This window comes from Mycobacterium sp. RTGN4 (genome assembly GCF_033804635.1).
Taxonomy (GTDB): Bacteria; Actinomycetota; Actinomycetes; order Mycobacteriales; family Mycobacteriaceae; genus Mycobacterium.
The window spans coordinates 336,247-361,270 of record NZ_JAPZLB010000007.1 but is presented as its reverse complement, the minus strand read 5'-3'; the positions used below and the strand labels follow the sequence as shown (position 1 = coordinate 361,270).

24 protein-coding genes and 2 tRNA genes are annotated in these 25,024 nt (G+C 66.3%); 11 read left to right on the top strand and 15 right to left on the bottom strand.

The window, feature by feature from the left end; all coding sequences use genetic code 11:
* Positions 1-3: 3 nt before the first annotated feature.
* The gene (locus SLQ30_RS17905) at positions 4-1,002 is read right to left on the bottom strand and encodes an NAD(P)H-dependent glycerol-3-phosphate dehydrogenase (RefSeq protein ID WP_319446980.1); all 999 of its coding nucleotides are present in this window, start codon (positions 1,000-1,002) and stop codon (positions 4-6) included.
* A gap of 45 nt (positions 1,003-1,047) precedes the next feature.
* Between SLQ30_RS17905 and cofC the strand changes: the two genes are divergently transcribed.
* The 3 genes from cofC to SLQ30_RS17890 all read left to right on the top strand — a co-directional run bounded on the left by cofC (position 1,048) and on the right by SLQ30_RS17890 (position 5,009).
* Complete coding sequence (gene cofC, locus SLQ30_RS17900; RefSeq protein ID WP_319446981.1) at positions 1,048-1,737, top strand: 2-phospho-L-lactate guanylyltransferase; 690 nt, start codon at positions 1,048-1,050, stop codon at positions 1,735-1,737.
* Between the two features lie 48 nt (positions 1,738-1,785).
* Positions 1,786-3,948: an RNA degradosome polyphosphate kinase gene (locus tag SLQ30_RS17895; protein WP_319446982.1), complete on the top strand. Its 2,163-nt coding sequence runs from the start codon at positions 1,786-1,788 to the stop codon at positions 3,946-3,948.
* A 101-nt stretch (positions 3,949-4,049) separates the two neighbouring features.
* The gene (locus tag SLQ30_RS17890; protein ID WP_319446983.1) at positions 4,050-5,009 is read left to right on the top strand and encodes an NUDIX hydrolase; all 960 of its coding nucleotides are present in this window, start codon (positions 4,050-4,052) and stop codon (positions 5,007-5,009) included.
* An 85-nt stretch (positions 5,010-5,094) separates the two neighbouring features.
* On the opposite strand, the gene SLQ30_RS17885 is transcribed toward SLQ30_RS17890, so the two are convergent.
* The 3 genes from SLQ30_RS17885 to leuC all read right to left on the bottom strand — a co-directional run bounded on the left by SLQ30_RS17885 (position 5,095) and on the right by leuC (position 7,981).
* Positions 5,095-5,736, bottom strand: a complete 642-nt coding sequence (locus SLQ30_RS17885) for an HU family DNA-binding protein (protein ID WP_319446984.1) — start codon at positions 5,734-5,736, stop codon at positions 5,095-5,097.
* Positions 5,737-5,939: 203 nt separating this feature from the next.
* Positions 5,940-6,533, bottom strand: coding sequence for a 3-isopropylmalate dehydratase small subunit (gene leuD / locus SLQ30_RS17880; RefSeq protein WP_319446985.1), 594 nt, complete (start codon positions 6,531-6,533; stop codon positions 5,940-5,942).
* Positions 6,534-6,541: 8 nt separating this feature from the next.
* Complete coding sequence (gene leuC / locus SLQ30_RS17875; RefSeq protein WP_319446986.1) at positions 6,542-7,981, bottom strand: 3-isopropylmalate dehydratase large subunit; 1,440 nt, start codon at positions 7,979-7,981, stop codon at positions 6,542-6,544.
* Between the two features lie 73 nt (positions 7,982-8,054).
* Here leuC and SLQ30_RS17870 point away from each other — a divergent pair, with 73 nt between their 5' ends.
* Positions 8,055-8,756 (top strand): IclR family transcriptional regulator, encoded by a 702-nt coding sequence (locus SLQ30_RS17870; protein ID WP_319446987.1) that lies wholly within the window; start codon positions 8,055-8,057, stop codon positions 8,754-8,756.
* Between the two features lie 60 nt (positions 8,757-8,816).
* Here SLQ30_RS17870 and SLQ30_RS17865 read toward each other — a convergent pair.
* The 4 genes from SLQ30_RS17865 to SLQ30_RS17850 all read right to left on the bottom strand — a co-directional run bounded on the left by SLQ30_RS17865 (position 8,817) and on the right by SLQ30_RS17850 (position 11,395).
* Positions 8,817-8,889 (bottom strand) — tRNA-Glu (locus SLQ30_RS17865).
* 61 nt (positions 8,890-8,950) lie between these two features.
* Positions 8,951-9,025, bottom strand: a tRNA-Gln gene (locus SLQ30_RS17860).
* Between the two features lie 124 nt (positions 9,026-9,149).
* Positions 9,150-10,616: a glutamate--tRNA ligase gene (gene gltX / locus SLQ30_RS17855; RefSeq protein WP_319446988.1), complete on the bottom strand. Its 1,467-nt coding sequence runs from the start codon at positions 10,614-10,616 to the stop codon at positions 9,150-9,152.
* Positions 10,613-11,395 (bottom strand): fumarylacetoacetate hydrolase family protein, encoded by a 783-nt coding sequence (locus SLQ30_RS17850; RefSeq protein ID WP_319446989.1) that lies wholly within the window; start codon positions 11,393-11,395, stop codon positions 10,613-10,615. Before SLQ30_RS17850 ends, gltX begins: the two co-directional genes overlap by 4 nt.
* Positions 11,396-11,551: 156 nt before the next feature.
* Between SLQ30_RS17850 and SLQ30_RS17845 the strand changes: the two genes are divergently transcribed.
* Positions 11,552-12,751, top strand: coding sequence for an MFS transporter (locus tag SLQ30_RS17845; protein WP_319446990.1), 1,200 nt, complete (start codon positions 11,552-11,554; stop codon positions 12,749-12,751).
* An 8-nt stretch (positions 12,752-12,759) separates the two neighbouring features.
* On the opposite strand, the gene SLQ30_RS17840 is transcribed toward SLQ30_RS17845, so the two are convergent.
* Positions 12,760-13,191, bottom strand: a complete 432-nt coding sequence (locus SLQ30_RS17840; RefSeq protein ID WP_319446991.1) for a MarR family winged helix-turn-helix transcriptional regulator — start codon at positions 13,189-13,191, stop codon at positions 12,760-12,762.
* A gap of 59 nt (positions 13,192-13,250) precedes the next feature.
* On the opposite strand from SLQ30_RS17840, the gene SLQ30_RS17835 reads away from it, so the two are divergent.
* Positions 13,251-13,610 carry a putative quinol monooxygenase gene (locus tag SLQ30_RS17835; RefSeq protein WP_319446992.1) on the top strand — a complete coding sequence of 120 codons (360 nt, stop codon included), beginning with the start codon at positions 13,251-13,253 and terminating at the stop codon, positions 13,608-13,610.
* Complete coding sequence (locus SLQ30_RS17830) at positions 13,607-13,993, top strand: DUF2237 domain-containing protein (protein WP_319446993.1); 387 nt, start codon at positions 13,607-13,609, stop codon at positions 13,991-13,993. The genes SLQ30_RS17835 and SLQ30_RS17830 overlap by 4 nt, the downstream gene beginning before the upstream one ends.
* Before the next feature lie 4 nt (positions 13,994-13,997).
* Here SLQ30_RS17830 and SLQ30_RS17825 read toward each other — a convergent pair whose 3' ends face one another.
* Both SLQ30_RS17825 and serA read right to left on the bottom strand, forming a co-directional pair.
* Positions 13,998-15,008 carry a 3-isopropylmalate dehydrogenase gene (locus SLQ30_RS17825; RefSeq protein ID WP_319446994.1) on the bottom strand — a complete coding sequence of 337 codons (1,011 nt, stop codon included), beginning with the start codon at positions 15,006-15,008 and terminating at the stop codon, positions 13,998-14,000.
* On the bottom strand, positions 15,005-16,591 hold the full coding sequence (gene serA / locus SLQ30_RS17820) for a phosphoglycerate dehydrogenase (RefSeq protein ID WP_319446995.1): 1,587 nt from the start codon (positions 16,589-16,591) through the stop codon (positions 15,005-15,007). The genes SLQ30_RS17825 and serA overlap by 4 nt, the downstream gene beginning before the upstream one ends.
* A 66-nt stretch (positions 16,592-16,657) precedes the next feature.
* On the opposite strand from serA, the gene SLQ30_RS17815 reads away from it, so the two are divergent.
* Positions 16,658-18,100 (top strand): NAD(P)/FAD-dependent oxidoreductase, encoded by a 1,443-nt coding sequence (locus SLQ30_RS17815; RefSeq protein WP_319446996.1) that lies wholly within the window; start codon positions 16,658-16,660, stop codon positions 18,098-18,100.
* A 44-nt stretch (positions 18,101-18,144) separates the two neighbouring features.
* Positions 18,145-18,744, top strand: coding sequence for an NAD(P)H:quinone oxidoreductase (gene wrbA / locus SLQ30_RS17810; RefSeq protein WP_319446997.1), 600 nt, complete (start codon positions 18,145-18,147; stop codon positions 18,742-18,744).
* A 61-nt stretch (positions 18,745-18,805) separates the two neighbouring features.
* Here the strand turns inward: wrbA and ilvC are convergent, their stop codons facing one another.
* The 3 genes from ilvC to SLQ30_RS17795 are packed head-to-tail and all read right to left on the bottom strand — an operon-like array spanning position 18,806 to position 22,262.
* Positions 18,806-19,807, bottom strand: coding sequence for a ketol-acid reductoisomerase (gene ilvC, locus SLQ30_RS17805; RefSeq protein WP_319447291.1), 1,002 nt, complete (start codon positions 19,805-19,807; stop codon positions 18,806-18,808).
* 53 nt (positions 19,808-19,860) lie between these two features.
* Positions 19,861-20,367: an acetolactate synthase small subunit gene (gene ilvN, locus SLQ30_RS17800; protein WP_319446998.1), complete on the bottom strand. Its 507-nt coding sequence runs from the start codon at positions 20,365-20,367 to the stop codon at positions 19,861-19,863.
* Positions 20,367-22,262, bottom strand: coding sequence for an acetolactate synthase large subunit (locus SLQ30_RS17795; RefSeq protein WP_319446999.1), 1,896 nt, complete (start codon positions 22,260-22,262; stop codon positions 20,367-20,369). The genes ilvN and SLQ30_RS17795 overlap by 1 nt, the downstream gene beginning before the upstream one ends.
* A gap of 284 nt (positions 22,263-22,546) precedes the next feature.
* Between SLQ30_RS17795 and SLQ30_RS17790 the strand changes: the two genes are divergently transcribed.
* Positions 22,547-22,888 (top strand): PH domain-containing protein, encoded by a 342-nt coding sequence (locus SLQ30_RS17790; protein WP_413468076.1) that lies wholly within the window; start codon positions 22,547-22,549, stop codon positions 22,886-22,888.
* Positions 22,889-22,894: 6 nt separating this feature from the next.
* On the opposite strand, the gene SLQ30_RS17785 is transcribed toward SLQ30_RS17790, so the two are convergent.
* Positions 22,895-23,731, bottom strand: a complete 837-nt coding sequence (locus SLQ30_RS17785) for a DoxX family protein (protein WP_319447001.1) — start codon at positions 23,729-23,731, stop codon at positions 22,895-22,897.
* Between the two features lie 136 nt (positions 23,732-23,867).
* Here SLQ30_RS17785 and SLQ30_RS17780 point away from each other — a divergent pair, with 136 nt between their 5' ends.
* The gene (locus SLQ30_RS17780) at positions 23,868-24,986 is read left to right on the top strand and encodes a PQQ-dependent sugar dehydrogenase (protein ID WP_319447002.1); all 1,119 of its coding nucleotides are present in this window, start codon (positions 23,868-23,870) and stop codon (positions 24,984-24,986) included.
* The last annotated feature ends 38 nt before the right edge of the window (positions 24,987-25,024 follow it).

Sequence of the window (25,024 nt, the reverse complement as noted above, 5' to 3'; positions counted from 1 at the left end):
GAATCACTCCGGCTTCGTGCTGCGCCCCAACAGCAGCGCTACGGCTTCGACGACCGACAACCCCTTGTGGCACACCCGGTTCACCGCGTCCGTCAGGGGCATCTCGATGTCGTAGCTGTCGGCGAGCGCAAGCACCGACTGACATGACGTGACGCCTTCTGCGACGTGGCCGCCGGTGGCTTCGAGCGCCGATTCCATGGTTCCCCCCTTGCCGAGCCGTTCGCCGAACGAGCGGTTGCGCGATTGCGGTGACGTGCACGTCGCCACCAGATCGCCAACGCCGGCCAGCCCGGCCAACGTCGCGCCCTTGGCACCCAAGGAGATTCCCAGTCGCATGACCTCGGCGAGCCCACGCGTGATGATCGCCGCCCTGGTGTTCTCCCCCAACCCGACGCCGACCGCCATCCCGCAGGCCAGGGCGATGACGTTCTTGCACGCCCCGCCGACCTCCGCGCCGACGACGTCGGAGTTGGTGTACGGCCGAAAATATGGAGTGGCCAAGGCGCGCTGCAGCGTGACGGCACGCCCGGAGTCCGAGCACGCGACAACCGTCGCCGCGGGTTGTTCGGCAACGACCTCGCTGGCCAGGTTGGGCCCGGTGACGACGGCGATGCGCGCTTGATCGGCGCCGGTGACCTGCCCGATGACCTGACTCATCCGCATCAGCGTGTCCAGCTCTATGCCCTTGGCCACGCTCACCAACGTGACGTCGTCACCGATATCGGAACGCCACTGTTCGAGGTTGGCCCGCAACGTCTGCGAGGGGACCGCGAGCAGTACGGTGCACGCCCCGTCCAAGGCCGCGCCGGCGTCGCTCGTCGCGCGGATCGACGGAGGCAGGTCGACGTCACCCACATATCCGACATTTCGGTGAGTGGCATTGATTTCTTGGGCCAACTCGGGCCGCCTGGTCCACAACGTGACGTCGTTGCCCGCGTCGGCGAGCACTTTCGCCAACGCAGTACCCCACGCCCCGGCTCCCATGACTGCCGCGTTAACCACGGGAACAAATCTAGCCTGGCGCACGCTGCTGGCAGGATGGCAGGCATGAGCGGAACCTCCGCCACTTTCGCCCGGGCCTCGACGACCGTCGGGCTCATCATCGCGATCAAACGCCTGGGCGCGGCGAAGTCCAGACTGGCGCCGATGTTCGATGCGCTCGCCCACGGTGCGCGCGAAGAGCTGGTGCTCGCCATGCTCGGCGACACGATCGCGGCCGCCTCGGCAGTACCCGCCGTGCAGACGATCACCGTCGTCACCCCTGACGAAGTGGCTGCGGAAGCCGCAAGGAGCCACGGCGCGCAGGTCCTGATGGACCCGACTCCGGTCGGTCATGTCGACCCGCTGAACACCGCGCTCCGCACCGCGGAGGCAGCCATCCGATCCCACACCGACAACGTCGCCGTGCTCCAAGGCGACCTACCTGCCCTTCAGGCCCGCGAGTTGGCCCAGGCACTCTCGGCGGCCCGCGCGGCGCCGCGCAGCTTCGTGGCCGACCGGCACGGCACCGGTACCGCCGCACTCTTCGCGTTCGGTATCCCGCTCGACCCCGGGTTCGGACCCAATTCGGCACGGCGCCATGCAGATTCGGGCGCCATCGAACTGACCCGCCCGTGGCCCGGACTGCGCTGTGACATCGACACGCAAGACGACCTGGCGGCGGCATTGCGGCTCGGGGTGGGCATCGCGACCAAGCGTGCTGTCGGCGGGATGACGATGCCGGGTCACGGCAGATGAGGCTGGGTTCATAGCCGCGACTGCGTCCAATGAGGGATGATCGGACACATGACCGAAGCCGAGACGCGACCAACTGACTCGGAATGGGTCTCGGGCGACGCCACACCGGAGGCGCCGCCCGCCGCGACTGCGGAGTCCGTGGACCCCGCTGATACCCAGCCCCTGCCCGACGATCGCTACCTCAACAGGGAATTGAGTTGGCTGGACTTCAACTCCCGGGTGCTGGCCTTGGCCGCAGATCCGTCGCTCCCCTTGCTCGAGCGCGCCAAGTTCCTGGCGATCTTCTCGTCGAATCTCGACGAGTTCTACATGGTGCGCGTAGCCGGGCTGAAGCGCCGTGACGAGATGGGGCTGTCGGTTCGCTCGGCGGACGGGCTGTCGCCGCGCGAACAATTGCGCCGCATCGGCGAACGAACCCAGCAGATCGCCAGCAGGCATGCCAAGGAGTTCATGGAGTCGGTCCGTCCGGCGCTGGCGGACCAGGGCATCATCGTCGTGACGTGGGCCCAACTCGACGACGACGAACGTGGTCGGTTGTCGACGTACTTCCACGAGCAGGTGTTCCCGGTACTCACCCCACTCGCGGTCGATCCCGCGCACCCGTTCCCATTCGTCAGCGGGCTCAGCCTCAATCTGGCGATCACCGTCAAACAACCCGACGACGGCACCCAGCACTTCGCACGTATCAAGGTGCCCGACAACGTCGACCGGTTCGTGGAGCTAGGTCCCCGCGAAGGCGGTGCCGCGATCCGGTTCCTGCCGATGGAAGAGCTCATCGCGGCCTTCCTCTCGGTGTTGTTCCCCGGCTTGGAGATCGTGGAACACCACGCATTTCGGATCACGCGCAACGCCGACTTCGAGGTCGAAGAGGATCGCGACGAGGATCTGCTGCAGGCGCTCGAACGCGAGTTGGCCCGTAGAAGGTTCGGTTCGCCGGTCCGGCTCGAGGTCGCCGACGACATGACCGAGAACATGCTGGAGCTGCTACTCCGCGAACTCGACGTTCATCCCGGCGACGTCATCGAAGTGCCCGGACTGCTCGACTTGTCGTCGCTGTGGCAGATTTACGGCGTCGACCGACCCGAGCTCAAGGACCCGCCGTTCGTCCCTGCGACGCCGCCGGCCTTCGGCGAGCGGGAGACACCCAAGAGCATCTTCTCGACCCTGCGCGATGGGGACGTGCTGGTGCATCACCCCTACGACTCGTTCTCAACGACGGTGCAACGGTTCATCGAACAGGCCGCGGCGGATCCAAACGTCTTGGCGATCAAGCAGACCCTGTACCGGACCTCCGGCGATTCCCCCATCGTCAACGCGCTGATCGACGCGGCGGAGGCGGGCAAGCAGGTCGTCGCGTTGGTGGAGATCAAGGCGCGGTTCGACGAGCAGGCGAACATCAAGTGGGCGCGCGCGCTGGAACAGGCAGGCGTGCACGTGGTGTACGGCCTGATCGGGCTGAAGACACACTGCAAGACCTGTCTGGTGGTGCGCCGCGAGGGGTCGACGATTCGCCGCTACTGCCACATCGGCACCGGCAACTACAACCCCAAGACGGCGCGGCTATACGAAGACGTCGGGTTGCTGACCGCCTCCCCCGACATCGGCGCCGATCTCACCGATCTGTTCAACTCGCTGACGGGCTACTCGCGCAAGGTTTCCTACCGCAACCTGCTGGTCGCTCCATACGGCGTTCGCAGGGGGATCGTCGAGCGCATCGAGCGCGAGATCGCCGCGCACCGTGACGGCGCCGACGCGCGGATCCGCGTGAAGGCCAATGCATTGGTCGACGAGCAGGTGATCGATGAGTTGTACCGCGCGTCGCAGGCGGGGGTGCGCGTCGAGGTGGTGGTCCGTGGCATTTGCGCCCTTCGCCCGGGAGCACCGGGGTTCTCCGAGAACGTCACCGTACGATCCATTCTCGGCCGGTTCCTCGAACACTCGCGAATTATTCACTTCCGCGCCATCAATGAGTTCTGGATCGGAAGCGCCGACATGATGCATCGTAATCTCGACCGCCGTGTCGAGGTGATGGCACAGGTCAAGGATCGACGGTTGACCGAACAGCTGGACGACGTGTTCACCTCGGCCATGGATCCCGCCACCAGGTGTTGGGAGCTCGGTCCCGACGGGCACTGGACGGCATCACCTCAGGAGGGGCAGACCGTGCGCGATCACCAGGTGTCGATGATGGAACGCCACCGCCATCCATGATTCGGCGGGCTCCCTCCCGTCTTGCGACGAGCCTAGGGCCCGCACTACGGACACTTGCCGTGCGCGACAGACACTGGCCCGAATGAACTGCAGGAGTTGAGGTGCCTAAAAAACCACCGAGCGGGTCGCCCGGGGCGATACTCGCCGCGGGTGCGGTGTTGTGGCGGGCCGGCGACAATGAGGCCGGCGCTGCCGCTCCACTGGTGGCCCTCGTCCACCGACCCCGCTACGACGATTGGTCGCTGCCCAAGGGGAAGGTCGACCCCGGCGAGACCGAACCCATCACCGCGGTGCGCGAAGTCGAGGAAGAGACCGGCTTCGTCTCCGAGTTGGGCCGAAGGCTGGCTACCGTCAGCTACCCGGTGGAGCACCGGAACCGCCCGGGCGGCGACATCGAACTCGGTACCAAGAGGGTCGTGTACTGGACGGCCCGCGCCATCGGCGGCGAGTTCACGCCCAATTCCGAGGTCGACCAACTGATCTGGCTTCCCGTGAAGGAGGCGATGAAGCGGCTGCAGTACCCGTACGACCGGAAGGTACTGCGCCGCTTCGTCAAACATCCTGCCGACACCCGCACGCTGTTGATCGTGCGCCACGGCACGGCGGGTACCAAGTCTCGGTACAAGGGCGACGACGCGAAGCGCCCGCTCGACAAGCGCGGACGCGCGCAGGCCGAGTCCCTGGTGGGCCAGCTGCTGGCGTTCGGCGCGAGCTCCGTGCATGCCGCACCCAGAGTGCGCTGCGTTCAGACCGTCGAACCACTCGCCGAAGAGTTGGGTGTCACGGTCAGCGCCGAGCCTGCGCTGACCGAGGAGGCCTACGCCGACGATCGACGTGCCGCCCGGCACCGAATGCTTGACATCGCGAAGACCGATGGCACACCGGTGATCTGCACTCAGGGCAAGGTAATACCGGACCTCATCGCCTGGTGGTGCGACCGTGACGGGGTGCGCCCCGACAAGTCCCGCAACCGCAAGGGCAGCACGTGGGTGTTGTCGCTGTGCGGCGGCAAACTGGTGGCCGCCGATCACATCGGCAGCCCGTTGGCGACGAACTCCTAGCGCTTCACGGTCCTCACACAGACACGCCGTGGATCACGAGGATCCACGGCGCGTCTTGTACCGGAATTGATTCCAGTACGAATTGCTACTTGCGGCCCTTCTTGGCCGGTGCCTTCTTGGCGGGCGCCTTCTTGGCGGGGGCCTTGGTGGCGGCCTTCTTGACTGCGGCCTTCTTGACCGGAGCCTTCTTGGCGGGCGCCTTCTTGACTGCGGCCTTCTTGACCGGAGCCTTCTTGGCGGGCGCCTTCTTGACTGCGGCCTTCTTGACCGGAGCCTTCTTGGCCGGAGCCTTCTTGACTGCGGCCTTCTTGACTGGAGCCTTCTTGGCGGGCGCCTTCTTGGCCGGAGCCTTGGTAGCGGCCTTCTTGACGGCCTTCTTCACGGCCGCCTTCCTGGCCGGTGCCGCCGTTGCGCCACGCTTCACTGCAGGTCCTTCCGCCGGGAGCCGCTGTGCGCCAGACACAACCGCCTTGAACTGAGCGCCCGGCCGGAATGCCGGTACAGACGTTGGCTTCACCTTTACCGTCTCGCCGGTGCGCGGGTTGCGCGCGACACGGGCGGCACGGCGGCGTTGTTCGAAAACGCCGAAGCCTGTGATGGTGACGCTGTCGCCCTTGTGGACGGCGCGCACGATGGTGTCGACGACGTTCTCCACGGCGGCTGTCGCTTGCCGACGATCGGTGCCCAACTTGTCCGTGAGGACGTCGATGAGCTCTGCCTTATTCATTGCAAAACCTCCGAAGCCAGTGGTCCACGTTGGACCGACTGAAAGCTACGGTAAACCTTTAGGCCGCTGATTTCCAAGAGCCACGCCCAATTTCAGGGATAGCTGTCAGCCATTTCGGCAATCCGGTTGCCCCACAACGGCGGTGGTACGAGAGTCCCAGAATGGGGTTGCTGGGCGGGATTTCGGCCCCGTAAGGGCCTCCGTCAGCTCGGCACAGTGCGTGGCTTCCAGCTTGGCCTGCTCTGTTCGTAAGCCGCGATGTCGTCCTGTTTCCGCAGCGTAAGGCCTATATCGTCGAGACCCTCGAGCAGCCGCCATGCGGTGTAGTCGTCAATCTTGAACGGCAACACCACCGTTCCGGCAGTGAGATTCCGATCTTGCAGATTCACAGTGATTTCCAGCCCTGGATGCTGCTCGATCAGCTTCCAAAGTAATTCGACGTCATCTTGGGCGACTTCGGCCGCCAAGAGCCCCGCCTTGCCCGCGTTGCCCCGGAAGATGTCGGCGAAGCGGGACGAGATCACGACGCGGAATCCGTAATCCATGAGCGCCCAGACGGCGTGCTCGCGCGACGACCCGGTACCGAAATCCGGGCCCGCGACCAACACCGAACCCTTGTCGAACGGCGCGAGATTCAGCACGAAGGACGGATCCGATCGCCATGCGGCGAAGAGGCCGTCTTCGAATCCCGTTCGGGTTACCCGTTTCAGGTACACCGCGGGGATGATCTGGTCGGTGTCGACGTTCGAGCGGCGCAGCGGAACGCCGATGCCGGTGTGAGTGTGAAACGCGTCCATGTCGACCCCTATCGACTCGTAGTGACGGGCAGATCGGCCGGGGAGGACAGCGTGCCGCGCACCGCGGTCGCTGCGGCCACGGCAGGCGAAACCAGATGTGTGCGCCCACCCTTGCCCTGACGACCCTCGAAGTTTCGGTTCGAGGTCGACGCACACCGCTCCCCCGGCGCGAGTTGGTCGGGGTTCATTCCAAGGCACATCGAGCACCCCGCCTGTCGCCATTCGGCGCCGGCGGCCGTGAAGATCTCGCCCAGCCCTTCGGATTCGGCCTGGGCGCGCACGCGCATCGATCCCGGCACCACCAACATCCGCACCCCGTCGGCGATCGTCCGGCCGCGCAATATCTCGGCGACGACCCTCAAATCTTCGATGCGTCCGTTGGTGCAGGAGCCCACGAAGACCGCGTCCACGGCGACGTCACGCATCGCAGTGCCGGGGCGAAGGTCCATGTAGGTCAACGCCTTCTCAGCGGACTGACGCTCACCCTCGTTGAAGATCAACTCGGGATCGGGCACCGAATCAGCCAGTGGCACACCCTGTCCCGGGTTGGTGCCCCAGGTGACGAACGGACTCAGCGTCGCGGCGTCGAGGTAGACCTCGGTGTCGAATTCCGCGCCGTCGTCGGTTCGAAGTCCCGTCCAGGCCTCCACTGCCGCGTCCCAGTCGGCACCCGTCGGTGCGTGGGGCCGGCCGCGGAGGAAGTCGAACGTGGTCTCGTCGGGTGCCACCATGCCCGCCCTGGCGCCCGCCTCGATGCTCATGTTGCAGATCGTCATCCGACCTTCCATCGACAGCGATTCGATGGCACTGCCGCGATATTCGATGACGTAGCCCTGCCCGCCGCCGGTGCCGATCTTCGCGATCACCGCCAAGATGACGTCCTTGGCGCTGACCCCCGGCGGCAGCACGCCGTCGACGTTGACGGCCATCGTCTTGAAGGGCCGCAACGGCAGGGTCTGGGTCGCGAACACATGCTCGACCTCCGAGGTGCCGATGCCCATGGCGAGCGCGCCGAAGGCCCCGTGCGTCGACGTGTGACTGTCACCGCACACCACCGTCATCCCCGGCTGGGTGAGTCCGAGCTGCGGGCCGATGATGTGCACGATGCCCTGTTCGACATCGCCCATCGGGTAGAGCCGGACCCCGAACTCCTCGCAGTTGCGGCGCAGCGTCTCCACCTGAGTGCGCGAGATCGGGTCTGCGATCGGCTTGTCGATGTCCGTGGTCGGGACGTTGTGGTCCTCCGTGGCGATCGTGAGGTCGGGTCGCCGTAGCGGGCGGCCGGCCAGGCGAAGTCCGTCGAAGGCCTGCGGGCTGGTGACCTCGTGGATGAGGTGGAGGTCGATGTAGATGAGATCGGGTTCACGAGCTGCGCCCTCACCGGGACCGGCGACCACGACGTGGTCGGCCCAAACCTTCTCTGCCATCGTGCGGGGTTTTACTGTCATGACGTTCTTTCCTTCGGGTGCGCCACAGGTGCCGGGCTGGCTATCTCACTATTCGGGACGCTAATATCTCCCTGTGAGACAGGATAGCGGTATCGGCGTGCTCGACAAAGCGGTGGGCGTACTGCACACGATCGCCGAGTCGCCATGCGGGCTCGCGGAATTGTGCGAGCGCACCGGACTCCCCCGCGCGACCGCCCACCGGCTGGCCGCAGGGCTCGAGACACACCGACTGCTGGCCCGCGACGCCGACGGCCGCTGGCTCCTTGGGCCTGCGTTGACCGAGCTAGCAGGGCAGGTCAACGATCCGCTGCTCGCGGCAGGGGCGGCCATCCTGCCGCGACTACGCGAAATCACCGGCGAGAGCGTGCAACTCTATCGGCGCGAGGGCACCAGCCGCGTCTGCATCGCTGCGCTCGAACCCCCCGCAGGCCTGCGCGACACCGTGCCGGTCGGCACACGATTGCCGATGACCGCGGGATCCGGCGCCAAGGTCCTGCTGGCCTACAGCGACTCCGCTACCCAACAGGCGGTGCTGCCCAACGCCAAGTTCACCGACCGAACGCTGGCAGAGGTACGCAAACGCGGGTGGGCGCAGAGCGCCGCGGAGCGCGAACCAGGGGTGGCGAGTGTCTCAGCGCCCGTACGCGACGCGCGCGGGACCGTGATCGCCGCGATTTCAGTGTCAGGCCCCATCGACCGCATGGGCCGAAGGCCGGGAGCACGCTGGGCCGCAGACCTGTTGGCGGCCGCCGACGCCATGGCGCGGCGGGTCTAGCCCCGCTGCCGTCACCGACGAAAATGGCTCTGGACCACTGAGTGGTCCAGAGCCGATATGTACCCCCGATGGGATTCGAACCCACGCTACCGCCGTGAGAGGGCGGCGTCCTAGGCCGCTAGACGACGGGGGCTAGAACAACTTCTGCGACGGTCAGCATATCTCAGCCGAGAATGCCGTCCTAATCACTTCGTTGGCTGGGGTACCAGGACTCGAACCTAGAATGGCGGTACCAGAAACCGCTGTGTTGCCAATTACACCATACCCCAAGGGCCGCCCATAACCGCTGGTCGTGGGCAATTTCGGGTTCCGATGGACGCTCCGGCCGCTGGCCTTTGCGCCCTGTCGGGCCGACGAGCAGACTATCAAAGATTCCGCGGCACTCTTAACGCACTATCCGGCTGCCGCGGCGTGGTCACGACCCGCCCTCAGTCGCTCGAGGCTGCGCGCGCGGCCGAGCAGTTCCAGCGACTCGAACAGCGGGGGGCTGACCGACGCCCCGGTAGCCGCCACCCGGATGGGTCCGAACGCCTTGCGCGGCTTCAGTTCCAGCTGCTCCAGCAGCGCGGTCTTCAGCGCGGCCTCGATTCCTGCAGTGGTCCACTCGCCGACCCCATCCAGTGCCACGACGGCCGCGTCGAGCACCGGCACGGCATCAGCCCGCAACTCCTTGGCTGCCGACTTCTCGTCGAGCGCGAACGAGCTGTTGTCGAGGAACTTCAACAGGTCCCACGCGTCACCGAGCACGACGATCCGCGTCTGCACCAGTGCGGCGGCCTCGGCGAACGCGGCGTCGTCCAAGCCGGTGTCGTGACCGTGGGCGACGAAGTAGTCCCGCAGCCGAGCGGTGAAGTCCGCCACGTCGAGCAGTCGGATGTGCTCGGCGTTGATCGCGTCGGCCTTCTTCTGGTCGAAGCGTGCGGGGTTGGAGTTGACGTCCTTGACGTCGAAGGCGGCGACCATCTCGTCGAGGCTGAACAGGTCGTGGTCGTCGGCGATGCCCCAGCCCAGCAAAGCCAGATAATTCAGCAGGCCCTCGGGGATGAAGCCGCGGTCGCGGTGGAGGAACAGGTTGGACTGCGGGTCGCGTTTGGACAGCTTCTTGTTGCCGTCGCCGAGCACGCTTGGCAGATGGGCGAATTCGGGCACCCGCTCGGCGACACCGATGCGCATCAGCGCCTGATACAGCGCGATCTGGCGTGGCGTGGACGGCAGGATGTCCTCGCCGCGCAGCACGTGGGTGATCTTCATCAACGCGTCGTCGACCGGATTCACCAAGGTGTACAACGGATCTCCGCTGCCACGGGTGATGGCGAAGTCCGGAACGATTCCTGCAGCGAATGTCGTCGGCCCGCGCACCAGATCAGTCCACGTGATGTCCTCGTCGGGCATCCGAAGGCGCAACACCGGCTTTCGGCCCTCGGCGGCGAACTGCGCGCGCTGCGCATCAGTCAGCGTGCGGTCGAAATTGTCGTAGCCCAGCTTGGGATTCCGGCCCGCGGCGACGTGGCGGGCCTCGACTTCCTCCGGCGTCGAATACGCCTCGTAGACTTCGCCCGCGGCCTGTAGCCGCCCGATGACGTCGCGGTAGAGCTCACCGCGTTCGGACTGCCGGTACGGCGCGTATGGACCACCGACCTCGGGACCTTCGTCCCAGTCCAGGCCGAGCCACCGCAGCGCGTCCAAGATGGACGCATAGCTTTCGGCGCTGTCCCGCGCGGCGTCGGTGTCCTCGATCCGAAACACGAACACCCCGCCCGTGTGTCGGGCGTAGGCCCAGTTGAACAAGGCCGTGCGCACCAACCCGACGTGCGGGGTGCCCGTTGGCGACGGGCAGAACCGGACTCGTACTGGTGTCATGACTTCCCCTTGCGCACAACGGGATTGGTCAACGTGCCAATACCCTCAATGGTGATGCTGACCGTGTCGCCGTCCTCGATGGGACCCACACCCTCAGGCGTCCCGGTCAGAATGAGGTCGCCCGGCAGCAGCGTCATCACCGCGGAGACCCACTCGATGATCGCGCCGATGTCGTGGATCATCAGAGATGTGTTGCTGGACTGACGCACCTGACCGTTCACCTCGGTGCGCAGGTCCAACTCGAACGGATTCACGTCGGTGTCGATCCACGGCCCGACCGGGCAGAAGGTGTCGTGCCCCTTGGCGCGCATCCACTGCCCGTCCTTCTTCTGCTGATCGCGCGCCGAGACGTCGTTGGCGATGGTGTAGCCGAGGATGTTCTCGGCAGCCTTGGCCGCGGACACGTCCTTGCACGGCCTGCCGATGACCGCCGCTAGCTCCCCTTCGTGGTGCACGGGATTCGCGTCCGCGGGAAGCACGATCGGCACGTTCGGTCCGATGATCGACGTATTTGGCTTGAGGAAGATCACCGGATCCTCCGGCGCCTCGCCACCCATCTCGGCGGCATGGGCGGCGTAGTTCTTGCCCATGCAGACCACCTTGCTGGCCAGGATCGGCGCGAGCAGCCGAACGTCGGCCAGCGGCCAGGAGCGGCCGGTGAAGGTCGGGTTGCCGAACGGGTGCTCGGCGATCTCGCGGGCAACCGCATCCGTCGCTGGATCACCTTCGATACTCACGAAGGCGACCCCATCTGGGCTGGCAATTCGTCCGAGGCGCATTTTTCACAGCCTAGTGAGGGTCGAACACCACCCGGAGGAACGGGGTCGAGTCGGGCGGAGCGGCTCACGGCGTGATTACCGCAGCGAATTGCCAGCTATCTCATATCATGGGATCTGCGTTTAACATGTTGGGAACTGCGTGCCAACATGGAAGTCATGAGCACGTCGACGATCGGCACCGCCCGGCGGTGGTCGATGCTCGCGATCGCACTGACCACGACCTTGTGCGCCAACGTCTTCATCAATGGTGTCGCGTTCCTCATCCCCACCCTGCACACCGAACGTGGCCTCGACCTCGCCCAGGCCGGCCTGATCTCGGCGCTGCCCAGCTTCGGGATGGTCGTCACGCTGATCGCCTGGGGTTATCTGGTCGACAGATTCGGCGAACGCATCGTGTTGGGCGTCGGCTCGGCACTGACCGCCGCGGCAGCGTTCGCCGCCGCCTCGGCGCACTCCCTCGTCACGGTGGGCATCTTCCTGTTCCTCGGCGGCATGGCGGCCGCGAGCAGCAACTCAGCCAGCGGCCGCCTTGTGGTCGGCTGGTTTCCGCCCGAGCGACGCGGCCTGGTGATGGGCATTCGCCAGACCGCGCAACCCTTGGGAGTCGGCCTGGGCGCGTTGGTGATTCCGCAGTTGGCCGAAGCAAGGGGCCTCACCGCCGCACTGCTGTTCCCTGCGATCGCCTGCGCGGCAGCCGCGGTGATCAGTGCCGTCGGAGTACAGGATCCCCCGCGACCGCCGCGGGCCGAAGCACACGCCGACGAGCTGGCCAATCCCTATCGCGGGTCGTCGACGTTGTGGCGCATCCATGCCGTCTCGGTGCTGCTCGTCGCACCGCAGTGCCTGGTATGGACGTTCACCCTGGTCTGGCTGATGACCGACCGCGGCTGGTCGGCCGCGTCCGCGGGCGCACTGGTGACGTTCGCCCAGATCCTCGGCGCAGCGGGCAGAATCGCGGCGGGCCGATGGTCCGACAAGACCGGGTCACGACTGCATCCCATCCGGACCATCGCGATCGGCGCGGCCATTGCGATGGGTCTGCTTGCGGTCACCGACTTGATGCACTCGCCGCTATCCATCGCGGTGATGGTGGTCGCGTCGGTGATCACCGTGTCCGACAACGGCTTGGCGTTCACGGCGATCGCCGAGCTCGCGGGTCCGTTCTGGAGCGGACGGGCCCTTGGCACGCAGAACACCAGCCAACTGCTGACGACGGGCATCGTGCCGCCGGTCTTCGGTGCGATCATCGCAGCGGCAGGCTTCCCACTGGCCTTCGCCTTGTGCGCGCTGTTCCCTTTGGTGGCACTGCCGCTGGTGCCCGTCGACGCCGACCCACTTCGGAGTCGGCGGGACTGAGCAACGCCTCAGTTCTCGAGGTTCTCCGCGCACTGGGCGAGCAAGTGGGCCAAATGTCGGCTGGTGTCCGCCGAAAGCCCTTGAACCATTGCATCTTCCACGCTGATGACCGCATCGTGGCTGGCCGCCAAAAGCTTGCGCCCAGCCGGGGTAAGCGCCAGCGCGTTGGCGCGCCCCCGTCCCGGTGACGTCGCCGTCCGCACCAGACCGGACGCTCGCAGACCGGTCAGCAGGTCGTGCAGCGACTGCCTGGTGACGAAGCAGCGCCGGGCCAGTTCCGACGCCGAAGCCTCGGGGTGGTCGGCGAGCGCGCGCAACGCCGCGTACTGCGCCATCGACAACCCGGTCGGCCGCAGCGCGGCATCGCACTGGCGTCGGAGCGATTGCTGTACGCGCTTCACCTGGTACCCCACCGAGCCTTCGGATTCGAACGTCGTCATGACAGGAACCTTACATAGCGCTACGCTCAACGTGTAAGGAACCTGACAAGGAGAACATCGTGACCACCATCGTCGAACACGGCCCCTACGCAACGTTCATCAACGTCTTCACCGTCGAACCAGTACACGCCGCGACGCTCGCGGCGTTGCTCACCGACGCCACCGAGCAGGTCATGCAGCACCTACCTGGCTTCCGGTCCGCCAACATTCACGTCAGCGTCGACGGCACCCGCGTCGTCAACTACGGACAGTGGGACGACGCCGAAGCGCTCGCGGCGATGCGGACCAATCCGACCGCGCAAGAACACATGCGGGCCGCTGCGGAACTTGCCCTCCGGCTTCGACCCGCACCTGTACACCGTCGAATCGGTACATCAGCGTCCCTAACCCGCGCGGCGCACGGGATAGTGAGCCGATGACTGATCGCAACGTGCTCGGCGGTCCACTGGAGCCATGCGGCACGGATCCCGTCACAGGCTTCTACCGCGACGGGTGCTGCTCCACGGGTCCCGAGGATCTCGGCAGTCACACGATTTGCGCCGTCGTGACAGGTGACTTCCTCGAACATCAGCGCTCCATCGGCAACGATCTGTCGACGCCGATGCCGCAGTACCGGTTTCCTGGGCTGACCCCGGGCGACCGCTGGTGCGTCACCGCAACGAATTGGCTTGCGGCCCATCGGGATGGCCACGCCGCGCCGGTGGTGCTGGCCGCCACCCATGAACGCGCGCTCGACATTGTGCCCTTGGAGACGCTACGTCGGTACGCCGTCGACGTGCCCGACGATCTCGCGGAGCTCTGATCAGCTAGAGCAGTCCGGCGATCCGGTCGCCAATCTGCGCCGTCGACAACTTCTCGTCGCCGCGGGTGGCTAGGTGCTGTTCGACGGCCTTGTCCACCCGCGCAGCGGCGGCGGGCTCGCCGACGTGGGAAAGCAACATGGCCACCGACATGACGGCGGCCGTCGGATCGGCGATGCCCTGCCCTGCGATGTCCGGCGCACTGCCGTGCACGGGTTCGAACATCGACGGATTGGTCCGGGTCGCATCGATGTTCCCGCTGGCGGCCAAGCCGATGCCGCCGGAGACCGCGGCTGCCAAGTCGGTGATGATGTCGCCGAACAGGTTGTCGGTGACGATGACGTCGAAGCGGCCCGGGTCGGTGACCATGTGGATGGTGGCCGCATCGATGTGTTGGTAAGCCACTGCGACGTCGGGGAATTCCGCGCCCACCTCCGCGACGACGCGCGCCCAAAGGTTGCCGGCGAACGTGAGCACGTTCGTCTTGTGCACCAGGGTCAGATGCTTGCGGCGCGTGGCCGCGCGAGCGAAGGCGTCGCGCACGACGCGCTCGACGCCGAAGGCGGTGTTGAGGCTGACCTCGGTGGCGACCTCGTGCGGCGTGCCGACCCTGATCACACCTCCGGTGCCGGTGTAGGGCCCCTCAGTGCCCTCGCGCACCACAACGAAGTCGATGTCGGGATTGCCTGCCAGCGGACTGCTCACCCCGGCGTACAGCCGCGACGGCCGCAGATTGACGTGGTGATCCAGTTGGAACCTCAACGTCAGCAGCAGCCCGCGTTCGAGCACGCCGCTCGGCACGGACGGATCGCCGATGGCGCCCAGAAGGATTGCGTCATTGGTCCGCAGCTCGTCGACGACGCCTTCTGGCAGGGTCTCCCCCGTCGCGTGATAGCGCCGCGCACCCAGGTCGTATTCGGTCTTCTCGACTCCAGGCAACACCAGGTCCAGCACCTTGATGGCCTGCTCGATGACCTCGGGTCCGATGCCGTCGCCGGCGATGACAGCCAGTTTCACGACAGTTCCACCAATTCCAGCGTGATGGCGCCGACGTCGGTGCCGATCGCATTGAGCACATCGGAGGGCACTTGCCGATCGAGCCGCAACATCACCGTGGCGCCTTCGCCGTCGGCGTCCTGGCTGAGCTGCGCGGCCAGGATGCTGACCCCCGCCGTGCCCAGCAGTGTGCCGATCTTGCCGAGCGCACCTGGCTGGTCGCTGTAGTTGATGATCAGGTTGACACCCTCGGCCCGCAAATCCAGGTTGCGGCCATTGATCTGGACGATCTTCTGCACCTGCTGGGGACCCGACAGCGTGCCCGCCACGTTGATCACCGATCCGTCGACCCCGACGGCCCGCACGTCGACGACGCTGCGGTGGTTCGGACTCTCGGTTGCGGTACTGATGCTGGCCTCGACGCCACGCTCCGCGGCCAGGGCTGGCGCGTTGACGAAGGTGACTTGATCTTCGATGACGGCGGAGAACAACCCGCGCAACGCCGAGAGACGCAGCACGTCAACCTCTTCCGAGGCGAGCTCGCCGCGTACCTCAACCGACAGGTTGGTGGGCAGCTCGGGCGACAACGCTCCGACGAGCAGGCCGAGCTTGCGCACCAGATCCAGCCATGGCGCGACCTCCTCGCCGACGACGCCGCCACCGACGTTGACCGCGTCGGGGACGAACTCCCCGGCCAGCGCCAATCGGACACTGGCCGCCACATCGGTGCCCGCCCGGTCCTGGGCCTCTTCCGTCGACGCGCCGAGGTGCGGTGTCACGACCACCGCAGGGAGGTCGAACAGCGGGCTGTCGGTGCTGGGTTCGGTCGAGAACACGTCGATGCCCGCGCCGCGCACGTGTCCACTGCGGACCGCGTCGGCGAGGGCCTGCTCGTCGACCAGCCCACCGCGTGCGGCGTTGACGATGATCACGCCGGGCTTGACCTTCTTCAGCGCTTCCACACCGATCAAGCCTGCCGTCTCCTTGGTCTTGGGCAGATGCACCGAGATGAAGTCGGACCGCAGCAGAAGCTCGTCGAGGGTTAGCAGTTCGATACCGAGTTGCGCGGCCCGAGCCTGCGACACGTATGGGTCGTAGGCCACGATGTGCGTACCGAAGGCGGCCAGCCGTTGTGCCACCAGCTGCCCGATGCGGCCGAGGCCGACCACGCCCACGGTCTTACCGAAGATCTCGGTACCGGAGAACGACGACCGCTTCCATGTGCGCTCGCGCAGCGTCGCATCGGCTGCCGGGATCTGGCGTGCGGCCGACAACAGCAACGCCAGCGCATGCTCGGCGGCGCTGTGGATGTTCGACGTCGGCGCGTTGACCACCAGTACGCCGCGGGCGGTCGCGGCGTCGACGTCGACGTTGTCCAGCCCGACCCCCGCGCGCGCGACGATCTTCAGCTTTGCGCCAGCGGCCAGCACTTCGGCGTCGACGGTGGTTGCCGAACGCACCAGCAGCGCGTCGGCGTCCGGCACCGCGGCCAGCAGCTTTTCTCGGTCGGGGCCGTCGACCCACCGGACTTCCACCTGGTCACCGAGTGCGGCGACGGTCGATTCGGCGAGTTTGTCGGCTATCAAAACAACGGGCAGGCTCACGCGAACAGAGTAATGGGCTCTAATAACGAGGTGGCGGGCAGGAGCGAAGCGACATCGGGGAGTGGGATGCCGGGAGATCCAGACGTCACCGTCGTCGGTAGTGGACCCAACGGTCTGAGCGCTGCCGTGATCTGTGCCCGCGCCGGTTTGTCGGTTCGGGTCGTCGAGGCGCAGCCGACCGCAGGGGGCGGTGCGCGGACCTCACCCGATCCCGAATACCCGGGTGTGCTGCACGACGTCTGCTCAGCGGTGCACCCGCTGGGCGTGGCATCGCCGTTCTTCGCGGAGTTCGACCTGGCGGCGCGCCGGGTCGAGTTGGTGTCACCGGAGGTGTCATACGCCAATCCGTTGCCAGACAGGCCGGCCGCGGTGGCGTATCGCTCGCTGCAACGCACGTGCGACGAACTCGACGACGGCGCCTCGTGGCGCAGGCTCTTCGGCCCGCTTACCCAACACGTCGACGGCGTGCTCGGCTTCTTCCTCGGCGATAAGCGGTCGCTACCGCCGGATTTGGTGACCACGGTGCGCACCGGGCTCAGGGTGTTGGCCCAGGGCAGTCCGGCATGGAATCTGCTCCGCGGCGAGGATGCCAGAGCACTGTTCACCGGCGTTGGCGCGCACGCCATCTCGACGATGCCGTCACCTGTGAACAGCGGGGCCGGACTGATGCTCGGCACGGTAGCGCACACCGCCGGGTGGCCCGTGCCGATCGGTGGAACCCAGACGATTGCCGATGCGCTCATCGCCGATCTGCTGGCGCACGGCGGCGAGCTGGTGCTCGACGAGCCGGTGACCACGCCTCCCGCGGGAGTGGTCATCTACGACACGGCGCCGACGGCGCTGCTGGACATCTACGGCGACGCCGTTCCGTCCAGATACGCAAAGGCGCTGCGCCGCTATCGATTCGGCCCAGGAGTCTGCAAGGTCGATTTCGTGCTCGCCGGCGACATTCCCTGGCGCGACGAGCGCGTCGCACACGCGCCTACGGTGCACCTGGGCGGAAGCCGAGCCCAGATGGCGCTGGCCGAAAGGGAAATCGCGGCAGGCCGCCACGCCGAGTGGCCGATGACGCTGGTGTCGCTGCCACACCTGGCCGACCCGTCGCGCATCGATGATCAGGGGCGTCGACCGCTGTGGACCTACGCGCACGTCCCGGCCGGCTCTACCGTCGACCTCACCGAGACGGTGACCGCGATGTTCGAGCGGTTCGCGCCCGGCTTCCGCGACCTGGTGGTCGCGGCCCGGTGCGTGCCGGCCGCCCAAATGTCGGACCACAACGCCAATTACGTCGGAGGCGACATCATCGTCGGCGGCGCCAACCTGTTCGCAGCAATGATCGGCCCGACGCTGCGGATCAATCCATGGACCACGCCCATCCCGAAGGCGTACCTCTGTTCATCGGCGACGCCACCGGGTACGGGCGTGCATGGCATGGCCGGCTACTACGCCGCGCGCACGGTGCTGCGCCGCGAGTTCGGCATGAAGGATCTCCCGAGTTTGGCGCCGTGAGCAATCGCCATCTTCCGCAGGTCCCGTCGGCGTAGGCTCGTGCCGTGACGAAGCTCGCGGTCATCTACTACTCGGCCACCGGCCACGGCACCACGATGGCGGGTCGCGTCGCGGCGGCGGCAACGGCCGTCGGCGCCGAAGTGCGGGTACGCCACGTCACCGAAACCACGGATCCCGCGTCATTCGCCGAAAATCCGGCGTGGACGGCCAACTACCAGGCCACCAAGGACTTACCCGCCGCAACCGGCGACGACATCGTCTGGGCGGACGCCGTGATCTTCGGCTCGCCGACCCGGTTCGGTTCCGTCGCCTCACAATTGCGTAGTTTTCTCGACTCGCTGGGCGGCCTGTGGTCACAGGGCAAGCTCGCCGACAAGGTGTACGCGGGCTTCACCTCGTCGAACACGGCGCACGGCGGCCAGGAAACGACGCTGCTCACGCTGTACGTGACGCTGATGCACTTCGGCGGCATCATCGTGCCGCCCGGATACACCGAGGCGCTCAAGTTCGTCGACGGAAACCCGTACGGCGCCAGCCTCGTTGCGGACCACGACAACATCAGCGAATTCGACGACGCCACCGACAACGCGCTCGATCACCTGGCCCGCCGGGTGGTGACCGTCGCCGACCGGCTCTCCCCCTAGCCGCGATTTCGGCGCGCAATTCGGGAGTGACCCCGGAAATGCGCGCCGAAATCGCAAGGGGTTAAGCGGTTTCGGTGATCGGCCGGTCGACCCAGCTCATCAGATCGCGCAGCTTCTTGCCCGTGACCTCGATGGGGTGCTCGGCATTTTCCTTGCGCAGCTTCTCGAGACGCTTGTTGCCGCCTTCGACGTTGGCGACGAGTTCCTTGACGAAGGTGCCGTCCTGAATGTCCTTGAGGATGGCGCGCATCCGCTCCTTGGTGTCCGCGTCGATGACGCGCGGACCCGACAAGTAGCCACCGAACTCCGCGGTGTCGGACACCGAGTAGTTCATGCGGGCGATGCCACCCTCGTACATCAGGTCGACGATGAGCTTGAGCTCGTGCAGCACCTCGAAGTAGGCCATCTCGGGCGCATAGCCCGCCTCGACCATGACCTCGAAGCCCACCTTGACCAATTCCTCGGTGCCGCCGCACAGTACGGCCTGCTCACCGAAGAGGTCGGTCTCGGTCTCTTCCTTGAACGTGGTCTTGATGACGCCGGCCCGGGCGCCGCCGATGCCCTTGGCGTACGACAGCGCCAGCGCCTGCCCCTCACCCGTGGGGTCCTGGTCGATCGCGATCAGGCAGGGCACGCCCTTGCCGTCGACGAACTGACGACGTACCAGGTGCCCTGGCCCCTTGGGCGCCACCATGCCGACGGTGATGTCGTCCGCAGGCTCGATCAGATCGAAGTGGATGTTGAGGCCGTGGCCGAAGAACAGCGCATTGCCGGCCACGAGGTTCGGCTCGATGTCGTTCTTGAAGATCTCGGCCTGTGCGGTGTCGGGCGCCAGCAACATGATCACGTCGGCCCACTTGGCGACCTCGGCGGGCGTGTCAACCTCGAGTCCCTGCTCGGTGACCTTCTCGCGGGACTTGGAGCCCTCCTTGAGGCCGACCTTCACCTGAACACCCGAGTCGCGCAGGCTCAGCGAGTGCGCATGCCCCTGGCTGCCGTATCCGATGACGCCTACCTTGCGTCCTTGGATGATCGACAGGTCTGCGTCGTCGTCGTAGAACATCTCAACTGCCACTTTGAATTTCCTTCTCTGTGTTCGTATTTCGTCGAAAACTATTACTTCGAGGTGACGATCCCGCGCGGACCGCGGGCGAGCGTCACCAGTCCGGACTGAGCGATTTCCCGGATGCCATAGGGCTCGAGGAGATTCAGCAACGCCGTCAGCTTGCCTGCCGTACCGGTGGCCTCCACGACCAACGACTCCGCCGACACGTCGACCACCTTGGCGCGGAACAGATTGACCGCTTCGATGATCTGCCCGCGGGTCGTCGCGTCGGCGCGCACCTTGATCAACGCCAGCTCACGCGACACCGAATTGTCCTCGTCCTGCTCGACGATCTTGATCACGTTGATCAACTTGTTGAGCTGCTTGGTGACCTGTTCGAGCGGGAAGCCCTCCACCGAGACGACGATCGTCATCCGGGACAGGTTCTTCTGCTCGGTCGCGCCGACGGCAAGCGACTGAATGTTGAAGCCACGCCGAGAGAACAGCGATGCCACGCGCGCGAGCACGCCCGGCTTGTCCTCGACGAGCACCGACAGGGTGTGGGTATGAATGCTCATCAGGCGTGTCCCTCGTTGCCCTGGTCGTCGAAGAGCGGCCGAATTCCCTTGGCCGCCTCGATCTGGTCGTTGCTTGTGCCCGCGGCGACCATCGGCCAGACCTGGGCGTCGGCGCCGACGATGAAGTCGATCACCACGGGTCGGTCGTTGATCGCCCGGGCCTGGTTGATGACATCCTCGACGTCTTCGGCTCGCTCACAACGCAATCCGACGCACCCCAGGGCTTCGGCCAGCTTGAGGAAGTCCGGGATGCGACGATCGTGCGTCGACAGGCCGGTCTGCGAGTAGCGGCCTTCGTAGAAGAGCGTCTGCCACTGCCGCACCATGCCCAGGTTGCCGTTGTTGATCACGGCGACCTTGATGGGCGCACCCTCGACGGCACAGGTGGCGAGCTCCTGGTTGGTCATCTGGAAGCAGCCGTCGCCGTCGATGGCCCACACCTCGGCGTCGGGCCTGCCGAATTTGGCACCCATCGCGGCGGGCACCGCGTAGCCCATGGTGCCGAGTCCACCGGAGTTCAGCCATGTCTTGGGGTTCTCGTACTTGATGAACTGCGCGGCCCACATCTGGTGCTGCCCAACACCTGCCACGTACACCGCGTCCGGTCCCGCGATGCGGCCCAATGTCTCGATGACGTACTCGGGGCTCAGGCTGCCGTCACTCTGCGGTCCGTAGCTCAGCGGGTAGGTCGCCTGCACGCTGCGCAGGTACTCCCACCAATTGTCGATGTTCAGGGTGACCGAGCCATTCCCCCGCTCGCTGCGGTCCTGCCCGACGGACGACACGCCGTCCTTTCGCAGCACCTCGACGAGGTCCCGGATGACGGCCTTGACATCGCCCACGATCGGCACATCGGCGTTGCGGTTCTTGCCGATCTCGGCGGGGTCGATGTCGGCGTGGATCACCTTCGCCTCGGGTGCGAACGAATCCAGCTTGCCGGTCACGCGGTCGTCGAAGCGGGTACCCAGTGCGATGAGCAGATCGCTCTTCTGCAGCGCGCCCACCGCAGCGACCGTGCCGTGCATCCCGGGCATACCCAGATTCTGCGGATGGCTGTCCGGGAAGGCGCCACGGGCCATCAGTGTGGTCACCACCGGGATTCCCGTGAGCTGAGCCAACTCCAGGAGTTCGTCGGTCGCCTCGCCGCGGATGACGCCGCCACCCACGTACAACACGGGCTTGCGGGCCGCGGCAATGAGCTTGGCTGCCTCACGGACCTGCCGGCTGTGCGGCTTGGTGTTCGGCTTGTAACCGGGCAGGTCGATCTTCGGCGGCCAACTGAAGGTGCACTGGCCCTGCAGAACGTCCTTCGGGATGTCGACGAGCACCGCACCCGGCCTGCCCGACTTCGCGATGTGGAATGCCTCGGCGATCACCTGGGCGATGTCGTCGCCGTTGCGAACGAGGAAGTTGTGCTTGGTGATCGGCATGGTGATGCCGGAGATGTCGGCTTCCTGGAAGGCGTCGGTGCCGATCAGGGCCCGGCCGACCTGTCCGGTGATGGCGACGACGGGAATGGAGTCCATCTGGGCATCAGCCAGTGGGGTGACGAGGTTCGTCGCGCCTGGCCCAGAGGTGGCCATCATCACGCCGACCCTGCCGGTGGCGTGGGCGTACCCGCTGGCTGCGTGGCCCGCGCCCTGCTCGTGACGGACGAGCACGTGACGGAGCTTCACCGAATCGAACAGCGGATCGTAGACCGGCAACACGGCTCCACCGGGAATGCCGAAGATGACCTCGACGTCGAGCTCCTCCAGTGCGCGGATTACCGCCTGCGCGCCAGTCATCTGTTGCGGGGCAACCGTTCTCGGCTGCGGGGTGGGCGGGTTCGCGACTGCGGGCGTTCCGTTCGCACGGTGTGTCGGCTCCGGTGGTCGCGTGGTGGGTGCGCTCACGATGTCTCTCGGTCTCTCTTCGTCACGATCAGTGGGTTCTCGGGCAACAAAAAACCCCCGTCAGCGTCTGCTGCACGAGGGTTGCGCGTCGATGCTCGTAGGCTCAGGCCTGGTTATGCACCAACACGCCAACCAATTACTACGAGCAATCCCGTTTTCATAATGCTCGACGGTAGCCCCCGCACTGGTCGAAGGTCAAATTTCGGACCAGTGCAAGGATGGTCGTCGTGAGTTCGCCAGCAGCCCAGGGTGCCACCGCACCCGTCGTCGTCAAGATTTCGCCGATGGCCCACCTGGCGGTCGGGTTCTTCGCGCTCGGCCTGCTGGCCCTGGTGCTGGCCAAACCGGAGGTCTTCGCCCCGTTGCTCGTCCTGCCGGTGATCGCGTCGACGATCATCGTCCGCTACCGCACGGTGGCCGACAGGGACGGCGTCACGGCACGCACTCTGGTCAGCAGCACGACGGCGCCCTGGTCGGACGTGGACGGGCTGCGTTTCGACAGGTCTTCGTGGGCATTGGCCCGCCGCAAGGACGGGTCCGAATTTCGGCTGCCCGCGGTGACCTTCACGACACTGCCGCTGCTAGCAGCGGCGACTGACGGTCGCGTTCCGAATCCCTACGAGTAGCAACGCCTACGCGAGCGGGTTGGCGCCGTTGAGGAACACCCAGACGGCGACGCCAACACCTATACCGAGCACCAGCGCCGCGGCCGAGCCGAGGAACGGCCGACGGGCCCATCCGCGACCCGCGTCGAATCCGTAGCGTCCCGGGCCCGTCAGCACCAGGGCCGCGGCCACCACGATCAGCGTGACCTGGTATTCGTGCCCTTCGGGCAGGAAGAAGGGGAAGTAACCGGACGCAGGCTGAGCGACCACCGCAGCGAGCAGCGCGTTGATCAGGTAAGCGACGGCGGCCGCGGCGGCCAACGGGGTGAAGAGGCCGAGTACCAGCAGCGTGCCCGCGCCGAGCTCCGCGGCGACGCCGACGTAGCTGAGCGCGCGTGCGTGCTGGAAGCCGAGCTCGGCCAGCGACTCTGCGAAGCCACCGAAGCCGGTCCCGCCCCACCATCCGAACGCCTTCTGCAGGCCGTGAGCGATGAGCAGTGCACCAAGCCCGACCCGCAACAGCATCAACCCGATGTCCTGGGTGCCGCGTCGACCCGCCGTCCGGATGTGCTCATCGGTGACGCCGTCGGGTTCGATCTCGGTGGGCTCGACGAGGCGCGCCTCGTGACGCCCGCCGGGCTGGACATAGGGCAGCGGCTCCGGGTCGCCGAGCAGGGCGTATCCCTGCTGGTCCGGTGCCCCCGTACCGCTGTCGTAGCGGGGAATGGCCGTGGTCTCGAAGTCACCGGAGTAGGTCGCCGAGGGCAGATCGTCTTCGGGATCGACCAGGCGCGCCGACTCCGGCCGCGAGGCGTGCCCCTGAGGCGGTTGCCACGCGCGTGGGTCGTGAGAAGTACTGGTCACCAAACCAGCGTAAGTGCTACTCACCTGGGAATGGCGGATTGGCGCGTTGCTTTCCCAACATATTCGGGGGTGTTTCGACCCGGCGTGGTGCAACCAGCGTGGCGAGCATCGCCAAACGATCCGTAACCTGGCCTGCATGAGATTGCGCCGGCCGATGCAAGGTGTGCTGGTGCTGCTCTGCGCCGCGGTGCTGTGCGGGTCGGGTTGCGCGCGCTTCAGCGAGGCGCAGTCGGAGCCGTTCACGAAGCCGCCGCAGTTCGGCGCGGCACCGAGTTCGACGCCACCGCCGCCCCCGCCGCTACCGCCGTCGACGTTCAAGAAGGTCTGCCCCGCGCCAGGGGTGTTGCAGGGCTGCCTCGACAGCACGAGCGGGCTGATCATGGGGCCCGATAGCCACTCGGCACTCGTCGCCGAACGGGTGACCGGCGTGGTCAAGGACATCTCGGCCAATGCCGAACCCAAGGTGAAGATGGTGATTCCGGTCGACCCGTCCGGTGACGGCGGCCTGATGGACATCGTGCTGTCGCCGACGTATGACCAGGACCGCTTGATGTTCGCGTACGTGAGCACGCCCACCGACAACCGCGTCATCCGCATCGCGGACGACGACGTGCCCAAGCCGATCCTGACCGGAATTCCCAAGGGCGCCACGGGAAACATGGGCGCGCTGATCTTCACCAGCCCCACCACCCTTGAGGTGCTTACCGGCGACGCGGGCGATCCCGCCCAGGCCGCGGACCCGGGTTCGATGGCGGGCAAGCTGCTTCGCATCGAACAACCGACGACGATCAATCAGGCGCCGCCCACGACCGCGCTGAGCGGCCTCGGGGCCGCAGGCGGTCTGTGCCAGGACACTGGCGACGGCTCGCTGTACATCACCGATCGCACACCCACGGGCGACCGCTTGCAGCGCATCACCAAGGATTCGGTCGTCTCGACGGTGTGGAACTGGCCGGACAAGCCAGGCGTCGCGGGGTGCGCCGCCTCCGACGGCACCGTGCTGGTCAACCTGATCAACACCAAGCAAACCGTCGCCGTCCGGTTGGCCCCGGATACGGGCGCGGTGACGGGTGATCCCGAGGTGCTGCGCCAGGACCAACACGGGCACGTCTGGGCACTGCAGATGTCACCGGACGGCAACGTGTGGGGCGCGACGGTCAACAAGACCATGGGCGACCCAGAAAAGCTCGACGACGTCGTCTTCCCGCTGTTCCCGCAGGGCGGATTCCCGCGCGCCAACGCCGACAACACCTAGCCGACGGGCGCACCTTTACGATCCTGTCCCGCAGTGTT

What these genes read in the sequence shown, in the direction of transcription:
- SLQ30_RS17815 (WP_319446996.1), top strand. Translation starts at nt 16,658, where the DNA reads ATGCCGGGAGATCCAGACGTCACCGTCGTCGGTAGTGGACCCAACGGT.
- gltX (WP_319446988.1), bottom strand. Translation starts at nt 10,616, where the DNA reads ATGACACCAGTACGAGTCCGGTTCTGCCCGTCGCCAACGGGCACCCCG.
- SLQ30_RS17895 (WP_319446982.1), top strand. Translation starts at nt 1,786, where the DNA reads ATGACCGAAGCCGAGACGCGACCAACTGACTCGGAATGGGTCTCGGGC.
- leuD (WP_319446985.1), bottom strand. Translation starts at nt 6,533, where the DNA reads ATGGACGCGTTTCACACTCACACCGGCATCGGCGTTCCGCTGCGCCGC.
- leuC (WP_319446986.1), bottom strand. Translation starts at nt 7,981, where the DNA reads ATGACAGTAAAACCCCGCACGATGGCAGAGAAGGTTTGGGCCGACCAC.
- SLQ30_RS17885 (WP_319446984.1), bottom strand. Translation starts at nt 5,736, where the DNA reads ATGAATAAGGCAGAGCTCATCGACGTCCTCACGGACAAGTTGGGCACC.
- SLQ30_RS17850 (WP_319446989.1), bottom strand. Translation starts at nt 11,395, where the DNA reads ATGCGCCTCGGACGAATTGCCAGCCCAGATGGGGTCGCCTTCGTGAGT.
- ilvC (WP_319447291.1), bottom strand. Translation starts at nt 19,807, where the DNA reads ATGTTCTACGACGACGACGCAGACCTGTCGATCATCCAAGGACGCAAG.
- ilvN (WP_319446998.1), bottom strand. Translation starts at nt 20,367, where the DNA reads ATGAGCATTCATACCCACACCCTGTCGGTGCTCGTCGAGGACAAGCCG.
- SLQ30_RS17780 (WP_319447002.1), top strand. Translation starts at nt 23,868, where the DNA reads ATGAGATTGCGCCGGCCGATGCAAGGTGTGCTGGTGCTGCTCTGCGCC.
- cofC (WP_319446981.1), top strand. Translation starts at nt 1,048, where the DNA reads ATGAGCGGAACCTCCGCCACTTTCGCCCGGGCCTCGACGACCGTCGGG.
- SLQ30_RS17845 (WP_319446990.1), top strand. Translation starts at nt 11,552, where the DNA reads ATGAGCACGTCGACGATCGGCACCGCCCGGCGGTGGTCGATGCTCGCG.
- SLQ30_RS17790 (WP_413468076.1), top strand. Translation starts at nt 22,547, where the DNA reads ATGGCCCACCTGGCGGTCGGGTTCTTCGCGCTCGGCCTGCTGGCCCTG.
- SLQ30_RS17840 (WP_319446991.1), bottom strand. Translation starts at nt 13,191, where the DNA reads ATGACGACGTTCGAATCCGAAGGCTCGGTGGGGTACCAGGTGAAGCGC.
- SLQ30_RS17830 (WP_319446993.1), top strand. Translation starts at nt 13,607, where the DNA reads ATGACTGATCGCAACGTGCTCGGCGGTCCACTGGAGCCATGCGGCACG.